This window comes from Paenibacillus sp. LS1 (genome assembly GCF_026013365.1).
Lineage (GTDB): Bacteria > Bacillota > Bacilli > Paenibacillales > Paenibacillaceae > Paenibacillus.
Window position 1 is genome coordinate 125,835 of record NZ_JAPDOE010000012.1, and the last position, 16,209, is coordinate 142,043.

Here is a 16,209-nt window from a genome sequence, read left to right on the forward strand (position 1 = left end):
GTTTTATCCCTCCAAGCATTCAACTCTCAATGATAACAAGCCAAAAAGGCAACCCGTCAAACGGGTCACCTTCTATATCTATCCTTTAGCACGCCACTTCTTCTCTATACACTCCTACACCAATACTACTCAACCTCTATCTCTTGTAAAAAGGGTTCCACCCTTTGCCTTTGCCCGATGGCATCGCGCCAGGCACCCCATCCGCTTCAAGCAGCGGACGGACAACTAACTTCACGGGCCACTCCCTGCTCTCGAATATCGCATGAGCGAGCGCGACCCGGTCGGATTCGGGAAGCTGCACATGTTGCAGCGCTTCCTTCCAAGCCTGCTCCGTGATCTCCCATAACTTCGTTTCCGGGATGTGATACACTTCGCTCAAAGCCTCCATGATCGCAGCCAGATTCACCTGCGTCCCCAGCGACTGCACATAGAAGATCAGCTTCTGGATCGTCTCGTTATACAAGCTGTTCGAGTAGCCAGGGCGAATATGATAAGCAGGGTCGGCGATCCCATGCTCATCCAGATAAGGCTGATGCAGACGCACGGAATCATGATCGCGGAACAAAAGACCTTTTACCTTATTATCCTTTAACACCAGACAACAGTTCTGACCATGAATCTCAGGTACAACACCCACCTTGAACAGACGCATCACGATATCATAGAACATCGTAGCTATACTGGTATAAAAGTCGAGAACATCCGCGCTGCTCAAATCATCCCCCAGAATGTCCTTTAATAGATGGTTACCTTCCAGATTCACACCCAGTGCAGCCATTGGAATGACTTTGTAGGCTTCATTAAGCAATTCAGCGGGATACACACGAATCTGTGCAGCCAGATGCCGGGGATGATCATCGAACAGTCCCATGGATTCTGGCATGAAACCCCACCAGTTCTGCTCTTCGCACATGAACACCTTATCCTTCAAAGTCTCGTCACACGCAACGGCCTGTCGTAGCATCCGTTCCCCAGCAAGACCATTCAGCAGCTTGACTACCGGAAGATAGCGAGCAGCCCCCAGTGACAGCACACTAACGGGTAGCTTGAGCATCCGAGTGGACTCGGTTGATGGAGCCATCGAGCGCAGAGAGGATGTTGCCTGTACGTCGCCCACTTCTACGTCCAATACGACAATGCTGCCTTCTTCGATCTCCCCAGTGAAACGGGGCAGAATCACATGCTGCAATTGCCACGGATGTACAGGCATCGGCAGATATTCTTCCAGCGTGATCCCTTTTCGGGCAAACTCGGCTTCCACCACTCCGCGCTGAACATCGTCTAACACGTCCAAAATGGACAGTCCATCTTCACAACCTTGCTGCACCGCATTCAGCCGTATAGCCACCCAACGCAGCGAAATCGCCTTTCCGAATTCCGCTGCATACCTTGTTACATCTTCTGCGCTGAATCCTACTTTGGCTTTGGACGATGGGTGAAACGGACGATCCCGCAATGCAGCAACGCGCTCCCCCTTGATAAACCACTCATAAGCAGACGCCGGGACGTTGGCGGACAGATACTGGACTTGTTCCCAGCCCAGAGCATACTGCTCCACAGCAATGCCCAGACTAGCAAGAAACTCTGCCACCCCAGGTTGCGCATAAGCCTCATTCGACAAAGCCTTCTGTAACACGGCACGTCCAACCTCTGCCGGAGAATCGAGAAGAACCCAACTTCCATCTGCTTTCTCCTCGTAGATCGGTGAACCCTGAACCCATTGGGTCCCCTGTCTTACTCCTGCTTCAACCAGACACAGTACACCTTGAGTGTGCAATCTATAGCGAGAAGCTACATTCTGATTGGTCTCTTCGCTGTCATATTCCTTGAACAATCGACGGAAAGGTGCAGATGCCACGGCAAAATCAATGAACGAATATCCTTCCAGTGGAAGCAATTGCTCCGACAAGAATGAATTCATCAGATCCGCCATAATCCGGCGTTCAGCGGCTTGCAGACTGGAACGCTTCATCAGTGTTGACATGATCATTGTCCTCCGTTAGATAATGGAATGCCGGGTGCGGATGCCCCAGAAAATCATGATGCGAGATGGTCCAGCAATAAGCTCCAGACTTTTCAAATACAACAATGTCTCCTACCCGTAGCAGCGCTACCTCCGCATCAGAATGCATGCGATCCTTGGGTGTGCATAGCTCACCTACAATATGAACACGACGATCTCTTACCTCCGGACGGACAAACGAATGCTTCCAACGATCCGTCGTCATAATCTGAAACGGATGGTTATGTCCCCATGAAGCAGGCAGACGATTGTGGTGCGTACCTCCCCTTAACACGGCAAAATACTGATCATGAGAGGTTTTGATATCCGTAACCTCTGCGGCATAATACCCGTAGTCTGCTACCAGCAGTCGACCCGATTCAAAATACAGCTGACCTCCGCGTGAAACAAGGCGCTGTCTGGCTTCACTTTGCTCCAGCAGGAAAGTGAACAAGGGCCAGTCGAATCCGGGGCTGCCATCATACGTGACACCGAATCCACCTCCTGCATTCACCACTTCCACAGGTAGATCATACTTGTGCTGCCACTGCTCCACCTTTTGCAAATACAGCTCGATCATCTCAGCATGCAGCCTGGCGTCCATATTGTTAGATAAGGAGTGAAAGTGGAACCCGCTTAACCGAACCACATCGGCGCCTTCCACACGAATGAGTTCTACGGCTTCTTCCACCGCCTCTTCATCGATTCCAAAAGGACTCGGCCCACCGCCCATGACAATCTTCGTCCGAGGTAACGTACTGCTTCGCAGATTGATTCGGAGCAGAATGCGAACCTCCTGCGCTTGCTCCTGTTGTTGTTTGTGTTTCGGCTCATTTTCTTGCACCTGCTCATGCTCCATCTCTCGCTCTTTCGCAATCGCAATGATGCGCCGCAGCTCCAGCAGACTCTCCACATGGATGTAGCTCACGCCATTCTCGAGGGCTAGCCGCAGTTCGCTCTCTTTCTTACCCGGACCTCCGAACAGAATTGGAACCTCTCGGCTTACAGCTCTAACCTTGAGCAACTCTCCAATTGAAGCCACTTCAAAGCCCTTCACCAATGGAAGCAACGCCTCAATGATTTGCGGATCTGGATTCGCCTTGATGGCATAGAACAATTCTGTGTTTCCGGGCATGCTGCCCAGCATCTGACCTACCTGTTCCCGAATGCCGGCCAGATCGTAGACATACGCACATACCGGGTCTTCCAATCCGCGTTGTAGTTCATCAATCACCTGCCATACACTAGGTTTCATATCTGCCCACCCGCATTCCTGTAGTCATTCCGTTTTTGGGCATACGCCCGAAACGCCGTATTCCGATCATCACCCAGCACGTATATATGTACTCCCCGCTCAGCCCAGAGCGACATGTCTTCCACGCCTCTCGTGACCGTAGCATAAGGTACTTCGCACTGTAGCGCAGTAGCATGCAATTCATCCAGCGCGCGTCTCACATCCGGGTGTTCGGTCTGCCATGGCACGCCGAGAGATTGCGACAGATCCGCCGCCCCTTCCAATACAAAACTCACCTGAGGGTGAGACAGAATCTGTGCACTTTGCCGCACGCCCTCCGCACTTTCGATCATGGGGACAACCATCACCTGCTGGTTCGCTTCCCCAATATATCCCGTGAGCGGATATTTACCGAATACACCGGGACGACCGCTATTCAAGCTCCGCATGCCAACCGGATGATAGTAGGCGTGACGAACCGCTTCCTCCACCTGCTCTAGTTGCTCGACATGTGGAATGACGATGCCTTGGGCGCCACAGTCCAGCACCTTAAGAATCTCCGCTCGCTCCACCTTCGAGATACGAACCAGCGGGGTTAGACCCACCAGTTCCGCCGCACGAACCAACTCTTCCACCGATTCCATCGATGTTGCGGCATGTTCCAGATCAATAATGACAAAGTCATATTCGGCATGGCCGATCATCTCGATGATGACCGGGTGTGGTATGGATACAAAAAGGCCATAGACTGGCTGTTTGCGTGCAATCTTTTCCTTCAGCGTGTTAATCCTCATTCGACGATTTCCTTTAATTCGGGCGTTCCTTTGGATTCAAGTGCATCCTTCGATACCTTGAGTGGATTACTCGCCTTGCGGAAATATAACTCTCCATCCCCATACAGACGACGCTTGGTCATCTCTTCGATTAGTGCATCTTCGGCAAAAAGGTCAAATGCAACAAACCGCTCTGCGTATTGCGGGTGCTGCTTCTGATAATCTACAATCACACCTGCGCACAGTTGCCAGAATGCTTCCTCTGCCAAACCAAACTTCTCCAAAGCCAGCGCAATATCCGTCATGCAGATAAAAAAGAACGCATCATACGTATAGTCCCGGACTTCCGACACATCTCCGGCATAGATGAAGGAATACCGATTGAACTTGCGGTGGGTTTCCGGCTCGGGGTTCAGCTTCGGAGCCCGTTCCGGGTGTAATAATTGATCCGGTACGTAGCGAACACCATCATGCAGATCCTTGATAATGATTCGTTTCGGCAGATCATCTTCCAGTACCAAAATGATATTCTGAGCATGAGATTCCAGCGCAATCCCGTGTGCATAGAGCAAATGAATAATCGGCAGCGTAACCGTGCGAACAAGGGCCTCGCTCCACTTTTCCACACCATGTCGTTCTACAGCATCCTGGATAAATGGAACACCATCTGGCTGCACCAACATCAGCGCATTCAGCGGCCATGCGGTCTCGCCTTCCTTTAGATGAACCGATACATTCTCCCGCCAGATCGCACCGAGTGTACCGTAGGCCCGTCCATACTGGGTTGCAGGCAACTGCTCATAACGGAACGACAGTCCCATGATTTCTTTCAAAATGCCAAACTGCGCCTGCTGCAACAGCTCATCTTCACGAACAAGTTCACCCAGCCAATCGCTGATCAGCGGCGCGTTCTGGGTCGTATGCTGTGCCAGAATACGTGTGCTCGACGTGTTGGTAATGCTGAGGGAAAGCTTGATGTAAGGAGATTCCGGGTTCACTCTGTTCGACAGCGAACGGATCGACTGCTGCGCACGATAGGGCGAAGACGATGGTCCGAGATATACGATGTCCCCATCCATCAGTTGACGGGCATATACCGATTCCAACTGGTGCTCCCACTGCCATGGATGAACAGGAATGAAGACATATCGCTCACCAATGACTGCGCCTTCTTTCCCATCGCACTCCAGCATCTGATGGAATCGCTGTACGTCCTCTACGGTCAGATGCTGCCCCACCAATTCTTCAGAGGTATACCCCGCGGATACAGCGGTCTGAGCAAATTCTTTTTTCACAGCAACCCAGACTAATGAAACCTCCGAGTTAAATTCAGGGCCATAAGCCAGATTGTCTTTCAAAGAAAATCCCAACCTCGACTTGTAGCTCGGGTGGTACAGATGACCGTCGGTCATGTGACTTTCAAGCGCATCATAATGCCGATCCTCACTCGGAATATTCAAGGGTAATATGGTCCGGCACTGACTGTCCTTTGCCATCGTTTCGAGCAGTTCCTGGATAAAAGCCGTCACATTCGCACCCTTCAAAGCGTTCAGCACGATTTCCTCCAGAAACAGATCCAAATCGGTACAGTTGACGCCTTCCCTTTGAATCGAACCCTTCTTTACCTTCACCCGACCAAATGAAAACTTTCGCTCCGCTTCACACGTGTACGCCACAGGATTCCCTGACGATGTAAGTCCCTCCGTTCGCCATTCGCTCCCACTTACATGACTGTCCAGAATGCCTTCGAACCACATCGCCTCCATCGTCTGCCGCATGATTCGTTCCTGTACATCCACGTATACTGCTTCTGTCCTGCCGCCTGCTTCAGCCTTGTATCCCACGACTCCCACGCACTTCACTCCCTATTCGTTTCATTACATTGCTCACCGGCACGTAAGCCGGGGTCTGGCTGATCCCTCTTAGACAACTCACCAAATTTTGTTTGGCCAGAAACGCATCCGTCGTCAGCAGATGTTGCACATATGCATTGCCCGTTCGTTCCAGTTCATCCACAAGTACCTCACGTACCTGCCTCCAGAAATGCTCCTCCGGGACGTTCACATCTCGCGCGATGGCATGAATCAGAGACCCCAGATGATTGACGATAAAATAGTACGATGTCCGCGCCCAAGCTTTCTCTCGCGAATAAAATAGTAAATCGGACGTTGCACGATCCTGCTCAAGTATAAGTTCCTCATCCACACTGACCCCTTCCAGATCGCGGACGATAAAATCAACAGGCATCCCATCCTCCAAGGTCACAAGGGTATTCTGCAAATGAGCTTCAAAATGTATGCCTTTCTCACCCGCCGCCCGTACAATCGGCAGCAGAGAACATTGCAGATATCGATCCAGCCAGCGCTCAGCTATGTCACAGTCTCCGCCCAGCAATGTCATCAGTCGCGACCGCATCCCAGGAAGCGGTGCCTCAACCAGACTGGATAAAACATACGTATTCGCAGGATCGAACTCAATGGGCCGATAAGCTATCGTAAATAAACTGGTTAACTCTTCATCATCAAAGGCACATGTGGCTACGCCTGTCTCATACGCAATATGTGTGTTCGGTTCAGCACCGAAACAGTCATGCTGGCTGACGTACTTAGAGGCATCCAGTGTTCTGCGCATCTGCTCGGCACTGTTGGTGCGAATCATGTTCGTGATCTGCATGCTCAGTGATAGCTTGATATTGCAGTTCCATGCCGGAATATAAACCGTACGGACCGAAGAAGTCGGATAGACGATGGGCCCCGCACTGCCAAGCAGAATTAATTTTTCATCTCGAATATAGTGCTGTACTTCGGACAGCTGTGATATGTACGCGTATTGCCATGGATGGACAGGCAGAAGCCCATACATACCACTCTTTTCTTTTAAAATCGGCTCCACATGGCTCCGCAGGAGATCATGCAAATCCATTACCGCCTCGTCATCCACCCATTCCTGCACATAGACATCCTGCCTCACGGCGATATAACAGAGTTGAAACGATGTCCGTAGCTCCGGACTGTACTTCTGTACATCCTGCTCGCTAAAGCCTTTGGAGTTCTTCGGAAACGGATGGAACGGATGACCATACAACAGTGACTGTTCCGATGTCCGATAGTCGTGGATGTCCAGACCGGCTGCTTGTTCGATGTACAACGTGAGGTTAACCACACTGTTATCTACCTTTTGTGCAAAATCTCTGGCATACGCCAGCTCTACGCGATTCGTATTCTCACCCAATGGATGTACAATATCCACCTCGAGTGAGCTCTTCCTTTTCATCTCACTCTTCAGCATTCCATGTAGATCCGAACTCGCTCCCTGTGCCCGATCTCCACCTAGCTCACATGTGATCCAGCGAACCAGGTCGCGATAATGCACCGCTTCCCCGCCAGATTTCATACTGAGGTATTCATGCTCCCCCATGGCAGAGTAATAGGCCAGTTGTCCCGTCACCGTCACCCCGCTGGCTTGAAAAGCAACAGCGTACGTCAGCGTATTCGGATGGATCCGAATATCGCTTTCCTTCTCTAACGCAAGCTCACGGATGTAACAGTTCAGCAACAGCTTGCACGAATGTTCATGGGCCTGCTGCTCAGCCTCAGACCGGAGCTTGTTTTCCATCTCGAACAATGATGCCAACCTTCTTTCGGGTTATAAGTAAGACCAGGGGAAGTGTAAGCAGTATGGCGCAGCCTAGTCCGATACAGATCTCTTTGAGCGCTCCCCATTTGGCCATCTCCATGGACGTTCCTGCCCCGGCAAGCCATTGCCAACGCATGTCGTAATACAGGGTCATGCCCATCACCGCAAACGAAGAAGCCAGACGCTCAATCGTGGTTGATAACACCGACCCTTCGTGCATGTCTTCGTCCGGTAAGGCTTGCAGACCAATCGCAGAGATGCTCATACCTGACAGGCCAACGCCTATTCCCCGGCACGCCATGAGCATCCCGATGATCCAGATCGATGCTCCCATGGGCAGAACTGCAAACGACAAGATCGATATCGATACCAGCAGCGTGCCCCATGCGATAAAATGCCTGGACCGACCGCGATCCAGCAAACTGCCGCCAATCCACATGAACAGACTTGTACAGATCGACAAGGGAATGAACAGCGCACCGGACAAGGCTGGCGACAGGTGGAAGACATCCTGGAACAACAACGGCAAGGCAAAGATCACGCCAAACATGACACAATCCTGAATGGTCGAGATCAGCACGGTCAGTGGAAAGACGGCATTACGCCGCAGCAACTGGTACCGGATCAGCGGTTCCTTGCGACCGTTCTCTGTCTGGACAAAACGAATGAGTAACACTACACCCAGCGCAATCAGCAGCCAAGGTACCCATACTTCCACGACAGGACTTGCGTACAACTGCACCCCCAGACTAAGGGCGCCTACCGCACAGATTAGCAGCATGACACTGAATGGATGCCATTTTTTCCTGCGGGCAGGGATATAGGTTTGAATGACTCGGCCGCACCCGATAAAAGAAAACACAGCCAGCGGCACATTGAGCCAGAACAGCATTTCAAGCCTTCCGTACTGAATGATAAAACCACCCAGCGTTGGACCAGCAGCCGGAGCCAGCATAAGCAGCAAGCCCCACGCTCCGGTAATTCGCCCCCTTACCTCCGGTCCGTATACATCAAACAGCAGCACAAGCGATAACGGAATCATCAGCCCGGCGGCAACCCCATGCATGAAACGGACCAGCAAGAGCACTTCGATGGAGTGATAAAACAACGCACCTGCCACCGAGAACACTCCATAGATGGTGATGCCCAACATATACGTCTGTTTACGGCCCAGTCGGTCCACGATCAGGGAAGCCAGCGGCATCGTTAACGTCATGGCGAGCATGTACAATGCGATGATCCATCCGCCTGCTGTCGTAGAGATCTGATAGTATTGCACAAAATAAGGCAGCAGCAGGTTAAATGCACTGTTGGTCAGCACCAGCGAAAAAGCACCGATCAGAATCGCGAGTAATACTGCATGCCTCTTCATCAGGGACAGCTTCAGCATGCGGCCGTTGCTAAGGCAATCGCTTCAGCTACCGATTTCTCAAAGATCGCCAGGATCGCGTTCGATTCTTGTTCCGTAATATTCAGCGGCGGCAGAAAACGAACAACAGCGGAATGACGCCCGCCCAGTTCTACAATTAATCCATTCTTGAAACATTCACGCTGAATAGACTCAGCTAGCGCACCGTTAGGCAGATAATGTCCCAGACGATCCTTGCGTCCTGTTGGATCAACCACTTCAACGCCAATCATGAGCCCTCTGCCCCGCACATCACCAATCTCTGCATACCGCTCCTTCAATGCATTCAGTTGATTCATGAACTGCTCACTGCGCAGCTGCACGTTTTGTAGAATATCCTGTTCCCGGATATAGCGAAGTGTGGCAAGCCCCGCAGCCATGGCTAGCTGATTGCCACGGAACGTACCTGTGTGTGCACCAGGCTGCCATTGGTCCAGCTCTTCTTTGTAGATGACAACAGACATCGGCAGACTACCGCCAACCGCTTTGGAGCAGATGATTACATCGGGAATGATTCCGGCATGTTCAAATGAAAACATTCGCCCTGTCCGTCCGATGCCTGTCTGCACTTCATCGATGATGAGAGGAATGCTTCGCTCTGCTGTGATTCGGCGTAACTCCTTGAGCCATTCGATATCCGCTGGAATCGCTCCGCCCTCTCCCTGCACCGTCTCCACAATGACCCCGCAGGGTGCCGCAATACCGCTCTCACAATCATCAAGCAAATTCTCGATATACTGTGCGCTTAATTGGGCCGTCATGCCTTCACCAACACCAAATGGGCAACGGTATTCATAAGGAAACGGCAGGAAATGCACATCCGGCAGCAGGCTTTGCAGATGCTGTTTCTTACTCAGATTGCCACTCATCGACATCGTCGCTTGTGTTGAACCGTGATAACCACCTTGAAAGGCAAGAATGGACTTGCCACCTGTGGCATGTTTGACCAGCTTAATGGCTGCTTCTACGGCATCCGCTCCGGTTGGACCACAGAACTGAATCTTGGCTTTATCTCGCATCTCTTCCGGAAGGATGGAGAATATTTCTTGCATATATGAAAGCTTCAGCGGCGTTGCCAAATCCAGTGTATGTAGCGGAATCTGCTGATCCAGAACATCGCGAATGGCGTTGACCACCGTGTCATGATTATGTCCCAGCGCCAATGTTCCTGCACCAGCCAGGCAGTCGTAGAATACGCGGCCTTCCGTATCGGTAATCTTCACCCCATGGGCTTTACTAATGACAAGCGGGAAATGTCTGGGGTACGATCTTGCATTGGATTCCTTCTCATTTTGCATCTTCAGATATTCCGTCTGCACCTCTACTGACATAGCCCTCTAACGCTCCTTATAATCGATTCAGGCTGAACCTGCTGCCTGTGATTCTTGTTCTACATCTTTTATCCGTTGTTATACGTCTTATATTCGAGTTGCTCCTGACAAAGGTATTCCAGGTATAGCCGAACTACATCACGAGTTGTTCCACCATGGGGAAAGACGTGGTGTGTCATATCTGGCAAGGCGTTCACTTCCAGGATGCCTCCCTGGTCTCTGGAGATCGGCGTGCGGATATCACGACAACGAACATCGACTCCAGCGACATCAATCTGAAGAGTTTTGGCAGCTTGAATGATCATTCGGGCATTCTCGGGATGAATGATTTCGGTACAATCCTTGTAGAATTCACTGATTTTTCCGGCGGCTGAGTTACGGAGATCGTATAGCTCGATTTCTTTTCCGGCATCAGGTACTTCATCCAGTGTTGTCCCTTGTGCTCGTATTACCTCCAGTAATCGTTCCGTTTCTGCATCAACCTGGGGAAAAGCTTCATACTCCCCAATGTGCGTCATCTCGATTCGCTCCTGATTCATCTGCTTGATTAACGCCCGAACGGTTGAAGTCCCGTTTCCCTCGACATAGACAGGTCGATACTCATTCACAGCCGCCACTTCACCGTTAATAATCAGCACTCTGTAATCGATTCCAGTCACATATTTCTGCAACATAATGCTACTGCCGTGGACACCCGCAAGACGAATGGCTGCCTTCAGTTCATCTGCGGTACGCACATCCAACGTCACTCCCATGCTACTGCTTGCATCCAGCGGTTTCACCACAATGGAACCATGAGTATTTAGAAAATCTGTTGCTTCGCTTCCCATCTCCGGGATCACGATAAATGACGGTACAGGCATGCCCTGTTCATGCAGCAACTTATTGCATGCCTGCTTGTTCTTCGCGAGCAAACCAGCAATTAACGGCAGACGATGAGATCTGGTTTTGTTAATGATGATCTGCTTGTCCCCTACAGACAGCTTCAGAAAATCTTCACATCCCTCAAGAAGTGGCTCACAGGCGATGCCCATTTCTCTCGCTTTGCTTATAATGAGTCGGTTTTGCAGATTATGAATCCCTTTCGGAAACACTGAAAATCCTCCTCGATCGAATGAAAGTACTCGCTCATATATAAGTTGAGTTAAAGATTATTTACGCTGACACTACAATGACAGAACAACCTTCCAATCGCTGTTATCCCCAGATTTTTTCATTCCCTTTTCTCAAGGGAAAAATCCGGGGATAGCATATGCTTTCGATGCCAGCTTTTTTTCAGAAAGCTTTTAGCTTCGCTTTTTCAGGTTTTTTCTGTCCTCTCCGTTACGTGAAAATGATTAGTTCAACTTATATAGCTCATACGTTCATCAATTTTTATTGTAATTTACTATTGATAATGATTATCAATATCATACAAAATCTATTTTATGGCAATTCGAGCTATATTGTCAATAATAAACTTTTAAGGAAAAATAAGATGTAATTTGATAGAGGTTTGAGTCGATGTAGGTATGCTTTTATCGAATAATAGGCACAACAAACTGGGCAAGCCTGGGATATGGTTTTACCAATGGCTTGCCTAATTTGTTATCTGTATGCTCGTGCAATGTAGTTCGTGTGGATGGTTGAATCATTATTGAAGTAATCAAAAGCGGACTTTTTGATCCTCAAGCCAGTTGTGTATAACGCTGTTCCCCATTCAGCTTCCTCCCTCTTCCATGTGGGATGCAAGTTGGTGTGCCGAACAGCGGATCGACCGCAATCTCACACTCCATCTGGAAAACCTTACGGACCATCTCTTGTGTAACGATATCCTCCGGTTTACCTTCCGCGTAGATGGACTTGTTGTGAACAGCCACAATGTGATGTGCATACCGACATGCCAGATTCAGATCATGAAGCACCATGACAATGGTACGCCCTTCCCGTTCGTTCAACTCGAACAACAGATCAAGGATATCAATTTGATGTGTCATATCCAGATAGGTTGTAGGTTCATCCAGCAACAGCGTTTCGGTTCCCTGCGCGAGGGTCATCGCAATCCAGGCACGCTGTCGCTGTCCACCGGACAATGCATCCACAGGCCGATCGGCGAGTTCCGTCAGATGTGTAGACTCCAGTGCCAGCTTGACCATACGCTCATCCTCTCGGGACCATTGCTTCAGCCACGTTTGATGTGGATAACGCCCTTGCTTGACCAGCTGATTCACTGTCAATCCTTCTGGAGCGGTCGGACCCTGCGGCAGGATGGACATGCGCCTTGAAATCTCCTTGGTCGGCAGCTTGGCAATCTCTTCGCCATCCAGCAGCACGGAACCTGAACTGGATTTCAGCAAACGGGCCATCGTGCGCAGCAGCGTGGATTTGCCACAGCCGTTGCTACCAATCAGGACGGTGATCTGTCCCTTGGGAATGGTCAGGTTTAAATTTTCAATAATGGGATCTACTCCATAGGAGATAGTAAGCTCCTTGGCTTCCAGAATACTCACGGCTCTCTCCTCCTCAAAACTGATTTCGATTCTTGAACAACAGATACAGGAAAAATGGTGCGCCTACGCCTGCGGTGAATACCCCTGCGGGAACATCAAGCGGTAGAAAGGCTGTGCGAGCAATCAAATCTGCCACGAATACGAGCAAAGCCCCGACCAGACCGGACACAAATAGCATACTGCCGAACATCCGTCCAACCAGTTTTCGAGCAATATGTGGAGCGATCAGACCTACAAAACCAATGGTTCCGGCAACTGCAACGGCGATTCCCGCCAGTAGTACACTGCATAACAACAACGCTGAACGATGCCGTTGGACAGTCACACCCAGCCCTGTGGCCAGATCATCTCCGAACTCCTGTGCATTCAGACTGCGGGCGAACCAGATCGCCAGAGGAACAACAATAATGATAACCGGGAGAATGGTTCGGACATCGGTCCATGATGCTCCGTATATACTTCCTGTCAGCCAGATATAAGCTTGACCTGCCGTGTAGAACGGACTCAGGATCAGCATAAAGGTCGTTCCGGCTCCGGTAATGGCCGATACTCCAATCCCGATCAGCACCAGGCGGATCGGACTGACTCCTTTTTTCCAGGCAAGTACGTAGATGATCAAAGCCGTCACAAGCGCACCAACGATGGCGAACAGTGGTAACAGCTTGATGCTCACCGCACCGCCCAGCAATGTAACAAAACCTACAGCCGCAACAGCTGCACCGCCAGTGATACCAATGACATCCGGTGATGCCAGCGGGTTACGGATAATGCCTTGCAGGAGCGCACCTGACATCCCGAGGGCTGCACCTACGAGCAAAGATAATAACACTCGTGGCAGTCTCAGGGTCAGCACGACGAAATCATGCTCGCCTGCATTCAGACCGAATATCGTTCTGAGCACATCCAGCGGAGATACAAAGTCACTGCCCACACTGGTACCGACAACCCCTGCCACTAGGAACAAGAGGATACATATGCCGATAACAGCCAGTGATTTTCGTTCCAATTGCACCGAGATGGTGTCTTTTTTGTTGCGGAAAGTCAACATCTTCCTCATATCTTCGTCACCCCCTTGCGGGCAATGTGCACGAAGAAAGGTCCGCCAATGAGTGCAGTCATGACACCAAGTGGAACTTCCTGCGGCATGATTACCAGTCTTGCAACCACATCCGCAGACAGCAGCAGAATCGCTCCCCCTACAATAGAGTAGGGAACAAGCCAGCGGTAATCGTTGCCTACCAGTGCACGCATGATATGCGGGACAATCAGACCTACGAGACCGATCGAACCAGCTACGGCAACGGAACCACCCGCGAGCAATACGGTAACAATACCCATGAGCACCTTGACCAGAAGTACATTCTGTCCCATGCCTTTGGCGATATCGTCACCCGTCAGCAGCAGATTGATGGCTCTGCCCATGAACAGAGAGACAATAGCTGCACCTGTCATGTACGGCAACACAGGATATAACATATCCAACGTTCGACCACTTACTGAACCGGCAAGCCAGAACAATACATCCTGCAATCCGGTTCCATCCAGCACCAGAATAGCCTGTGTGAACGAGGCAAACAATGCTGAGATTGCCGTGCCCGCCAGTACTATTTTGATCGGTGTCAGGCCATCACGACCGAGAGAGCCCAGCGCATATACAATCGCCGCGGCAACCGCAGCTCCCGCAAAGCCAAACCACATCATGGTGGTGAGAGAGGATACGGACAATACAACGATGGCAATGACAATAAAAAAGATCGCACCTGCGTTGATCCCGAACACACTCGGTGATGCAAGCGGATTACGTGTTAATGCCTGCATCAGTCCCCCTGCCACCGCCAAACTTGCACCAACGACAGCGGCAATAATTGTACGTGGCAGCCGCTCCGTCAGGAGCACTACATGTTCCACCGAGCTCTCGTCATAGAATTGCAGCGCATCCCATGCCATCTGAAACGTGATATGCGTGCGTCCCAGAATCATGCTGGCTAGGCAAGCAAGTAGAAGCAATATGAATAAACCAGCCAGTCCACAGACTTTGGCACTTGCCTTCGTAAAAAGGGGAAACATATTCTCACTCTTTCATCTGTAAAATGACAAAAGACCTGCCTGCCCATACACTTCGTTAACGAATGTCCTGGTGCATGGCAGGTCCTGCTCCTGTTAATTAGTTCAGGTTGAACTGCTTATATAGATCGTCCAGCATCATGTTGGCCGATGTGTATCCACCTGCCATGTTCCAGGCCACTTCATCGACCTGAATCAGTTGGTTGTTCTTGACTGCATCAAGATTTTTCCAAAGAGGACTGCTGGTCCAATCATCATAATTTTTCTGAATCGCATCAGTTTCGGTGCCAGAATTGAAGTTAAAGATCATGTCCGCATTCATATCCGGAATGTTCTCTTTGGAAGTCAATTCAACGCCCCATGTGTCTGCATCATGTCCAGCAGGTCTGGTGAACCCAAGTTCATTCAGAATCTTACCTGCGTATCCCATATAGAAAATACGAACCTGATCGGCTCTAAAGTTCGTAATGGTTGCTTCAATCGGCAGACGGTCACCCATTTTCGCCTTGAAATCAGCTACACGAGCATCCCAATCGGACAATAGCTTGTCTGATTGCTCAACCATATTCATTGCTTCACCAGTCGTCTTCACGGTTTCTTTCCAGTCAAACAACGTTTCCGTCACTACCGTTGGTGCGATCTGGGACAATTGCTCATAGATTTCTTCATGTCTGATTTTGGTAGCAATGATCAAGTCCGGCTTCAACTTGTTGATCTCTTCCAGATTAGGCTGGGATTCTTGTCCCACTTGTGTTACTCCATCCAGATCTGCTCTCAGATATTCATATACGGGTTGCTGAACCCAGGATTCAACAACACCTGTCGGTTTCACACCAAGTGCAACAACAACATCATTGGCACCCTGGAACAAGGTTACAATTTTTTGCGGGGTTCCCTTAATTGTGGTTTCCCCCATAGCATGTTTGACCACTCTTGCTTGATCTTCTGTTGTACTGCCCGTTGTACCGCTTTCATTATTACTTTCATTACTACTTGCCGCCGAGCTGGATGTATTCGTTGTCTCAGCACTTCCACCTGAAGCACAACCAGCAAGCAGTGAAATCATCAGAATAAGTGCTGCATAAATATATAACTTTTTCTTTACTTTAAACATGTAACCCGACTCCCCTTTTCTCTGTAAATGATATTGAATCTCATTATCAATTGTATTGTAATGGAGATGAATCCAATATACAAGCATTTTATTTGGAAAAAGTTATCAGGTCATGTCGAACTTTGTCGGGTCTAAAAACAGCTTTAAACAAGGGTATT

General features: G+C 50.0%; 12 protein-coding genes. All 12 read right to left on the minus strand.

The genetic code is table 11. The features are described from left to right. Window positions 1–136 precede the first annotated feature (136 nt). A complete protein-coding gene (locus OM416_RS27145; protein WP_264934707.1) occupies window positions 137–1,984 on the minus strand; it encodes an IucA/IucC family protein in 1,848 nt (615 codons plus the stop codon). Then, window positions 1,944–3,257, minus strand: coding sequence for a type III PLP-dependent enzyme (locus tag OM416_RS27150; RefSeq protein ID WP_264934709.1), 1,314 nt, complete (start codon window positions 3,255–3,257; stop codon window positions 1,944–1,946). The genes OM416_RS27145 and OM416_RS27150 overlap by 41 nt, the downstream gene beginning before the upstream one ends. Continuing rightward, window positions 3,254–4,030: an HpcH/HpaI aldolase family protein gene (locus OM416_RS27155; protein ID WP_264934711.1), complete on the minus strand. Its 777-nt coding sequence runs from the start codon at window positions 4,028–4,030 to the stop codon at window positions 3,254–3,256. Before OM416_RS27155 ends, OM416_RS27150 begins: the two co-directional genes overlap by 4 nt. Further along, a complete protein-coding gene (locus tag OM416_RS27160; protein WP_264934713.1) occupies window positions 4,027–5,862 on the minus strand; it encodes an IucA/IucC family protein in 1,836 nt (611 codons plus the stop codon). Before OM416_RS27160 ends, OM416_RS27155 begins: the two co-directional genes overlap by 4 nt. After that, window positions 5,837–7,624: an IucA/IucC family protein gene (locus tag OM416_RS27165; RefSeq protein ID WP_264934787.1), complete on the minus strand. Its 1,788-nt coding sequence runs from the start codon at window positions 7,622–7,624 to the stop codon at window positions 5,837–5,839. The genes OM416_RS27160 and OM416_RS27165 overlap by 26 nt, the downstream gene beginning before the upstream one ends. Next, window positions 7,602–9,017 carry an MFS transporter gene (locus OM416_RS27170; protein WP_264934715.1) on the minus strand — a complete coding sequence of 472 codons (1,416 nt, stop codon included), beginning with the start codon at window positions 9,015–9,017 and terminating at the stop codon, window positions 7,602–7,604. Before OM416_RS27170 ends, OM416_RS27165 begins: the two co-directional genes overlap by 23 nt. Window positions 9,018–9,028: 11 nt before the next feature. Then, on the minus strand, window positions 9,029–10,384 hold the full coding sequence (locus tag OM416_RS27175; protein WP_264934719.1) for a diaminobutyrate--2-oxoglutarate transaminase: 1,356 nt from the start codon (window positions 10,382–10,384) through the stop codon (window positions 9,029–9,031). Window positions 10,385–10,452: 68 nt separating this feature from the next. Continuing rightward, window positions 10,453–11,478, minus strand: coding sequence for a hypothetical protein (locus OM416_RS27180; RefSeq protein WP_264934722.1), 1,026 nt, complete (start codon window positions 11,476–11,478; stop codon window positions 10,453–10,455). A 573-nt stretch (window positions 11,479–12,051) separates the two neighbouring features. After that, on the minus strand, window positions 12,052–12,873 hold the full coding sequence (locus OM416_RS27185; protein WP_264934724.1) for an ABC transporter ATP-binding protein: 822 nt from the start codon (window positions 12,871–12,873) through the stop codon (window positions 12,052–12,054). Window positions 12,874–12,886: 13 nt separating this feature from the next. Continuing rightward, window positions 12,887–13,930, minus strand: a complete 1,044-nt coding sequence (locus OM416_RS27190) for a FecCD family ABC transporter permease (protein ID WP_264934726.1) — start codon at window positions 13,928–13,930, stop codon at window positions 12,887–12,889. Beyond that, complete coding sequence (locus OM416_RS27195) at window positions 13,927–14,940, minus strand: FecCD family ABC transporter permease (protein WP_264934728.1); 1,014 nt, start codon at window positions 14,938–14,940, stop codon at window positions 13,927–13,929. The genes OM416_RS27190 and OM416_RS27195 overlap by 4 nt, the downstream gene beginning before the upstream one ends. 97 nt (window positions 14,941–15,037) lie before the next feature. Further along, a complete protein-coding gene (locus tag OM416_RS27200) occupies window positions 15,038–16,051 on the minus strand; it encodes an ABC transporter substrate-binding protein (RefSeq protein WP_264934730.1) in 1,014 nt (337 codons plus the stop codon). Window positions 16,052–16,209: the final 158 nt, after the last annotated feature.

What these genes read in the sequence shown, in the direction of transcription:
- OM416_RS27145 (WP_264934707.1), bottom strand. Translation starts at nt 1,984, where the DNA reads ATGTCAACACTGATGAAGCGTTCCAGTCTGCAAGCCGCTGAACGCCGG.
- OM416_RS27150 (WP_264934709.1), bottom strand. Translation starts at nt 3,257, where the DNA reads ATGAAACCTAGTGTATGGCAGGTGATTGATGAACTACAACGCGGATTG.
- OM416_RS27155 (WP_264934711.1), bottom strand. Translation starts at nt 4,030, where the DNA reads ATGAGGATTAACACGCTGAAGGAAAAGATTGCACGCAAACAGCCAGTC.
- OM416_RS27165 (WP_264934787.1), bottom strand. Translation starts at nt 7,624, where the DNA reads ATGGAAAACAAGCTCCGGTCTGAGGCTGAGCAGCAGGCCCATGAACAT.
- OM416_RS27170 (WP_264934715.1), bottom strand. Translation starts at nt 9,017, where the DNA reads ATGAAGAGGCATGCAGTATTACTCGCGATTCTGATCGGTGCTTTTTCG.
- OM416_RS27175 (WP_264934719.1), bottom strand. Translation starts at nt 10,384, where the DNA reads ATGTCAGTAGAGGTGCAGACGGAATATCTGAAGATGCAAAATGAGAAG.
- OM416_RS27190 (WP_264934726.1), bottom strand. Translation starts at nt 13,930, where the DNA reads ATGAGGAAGATGTTGACTTTCCGCAACAAAAAAGACACCATCTCGGTG.
- OM416_RS27195 (WP_264934728.1), bottom strand. Translation starts at nt 14,940, where the DNA reads ATGTTTCCCCTTTTTACGAAGGCAAGTGCCAAAGTCTGTGGACTGGCT.
- OM416_RS27200 (WP_264934730.1), bottom strand. Translation starts at nt 16,051, where the DNA reads ATGTTTAAAGTAAAGAAAAAGTTATATATTTATGCAGCACTTATTCTG.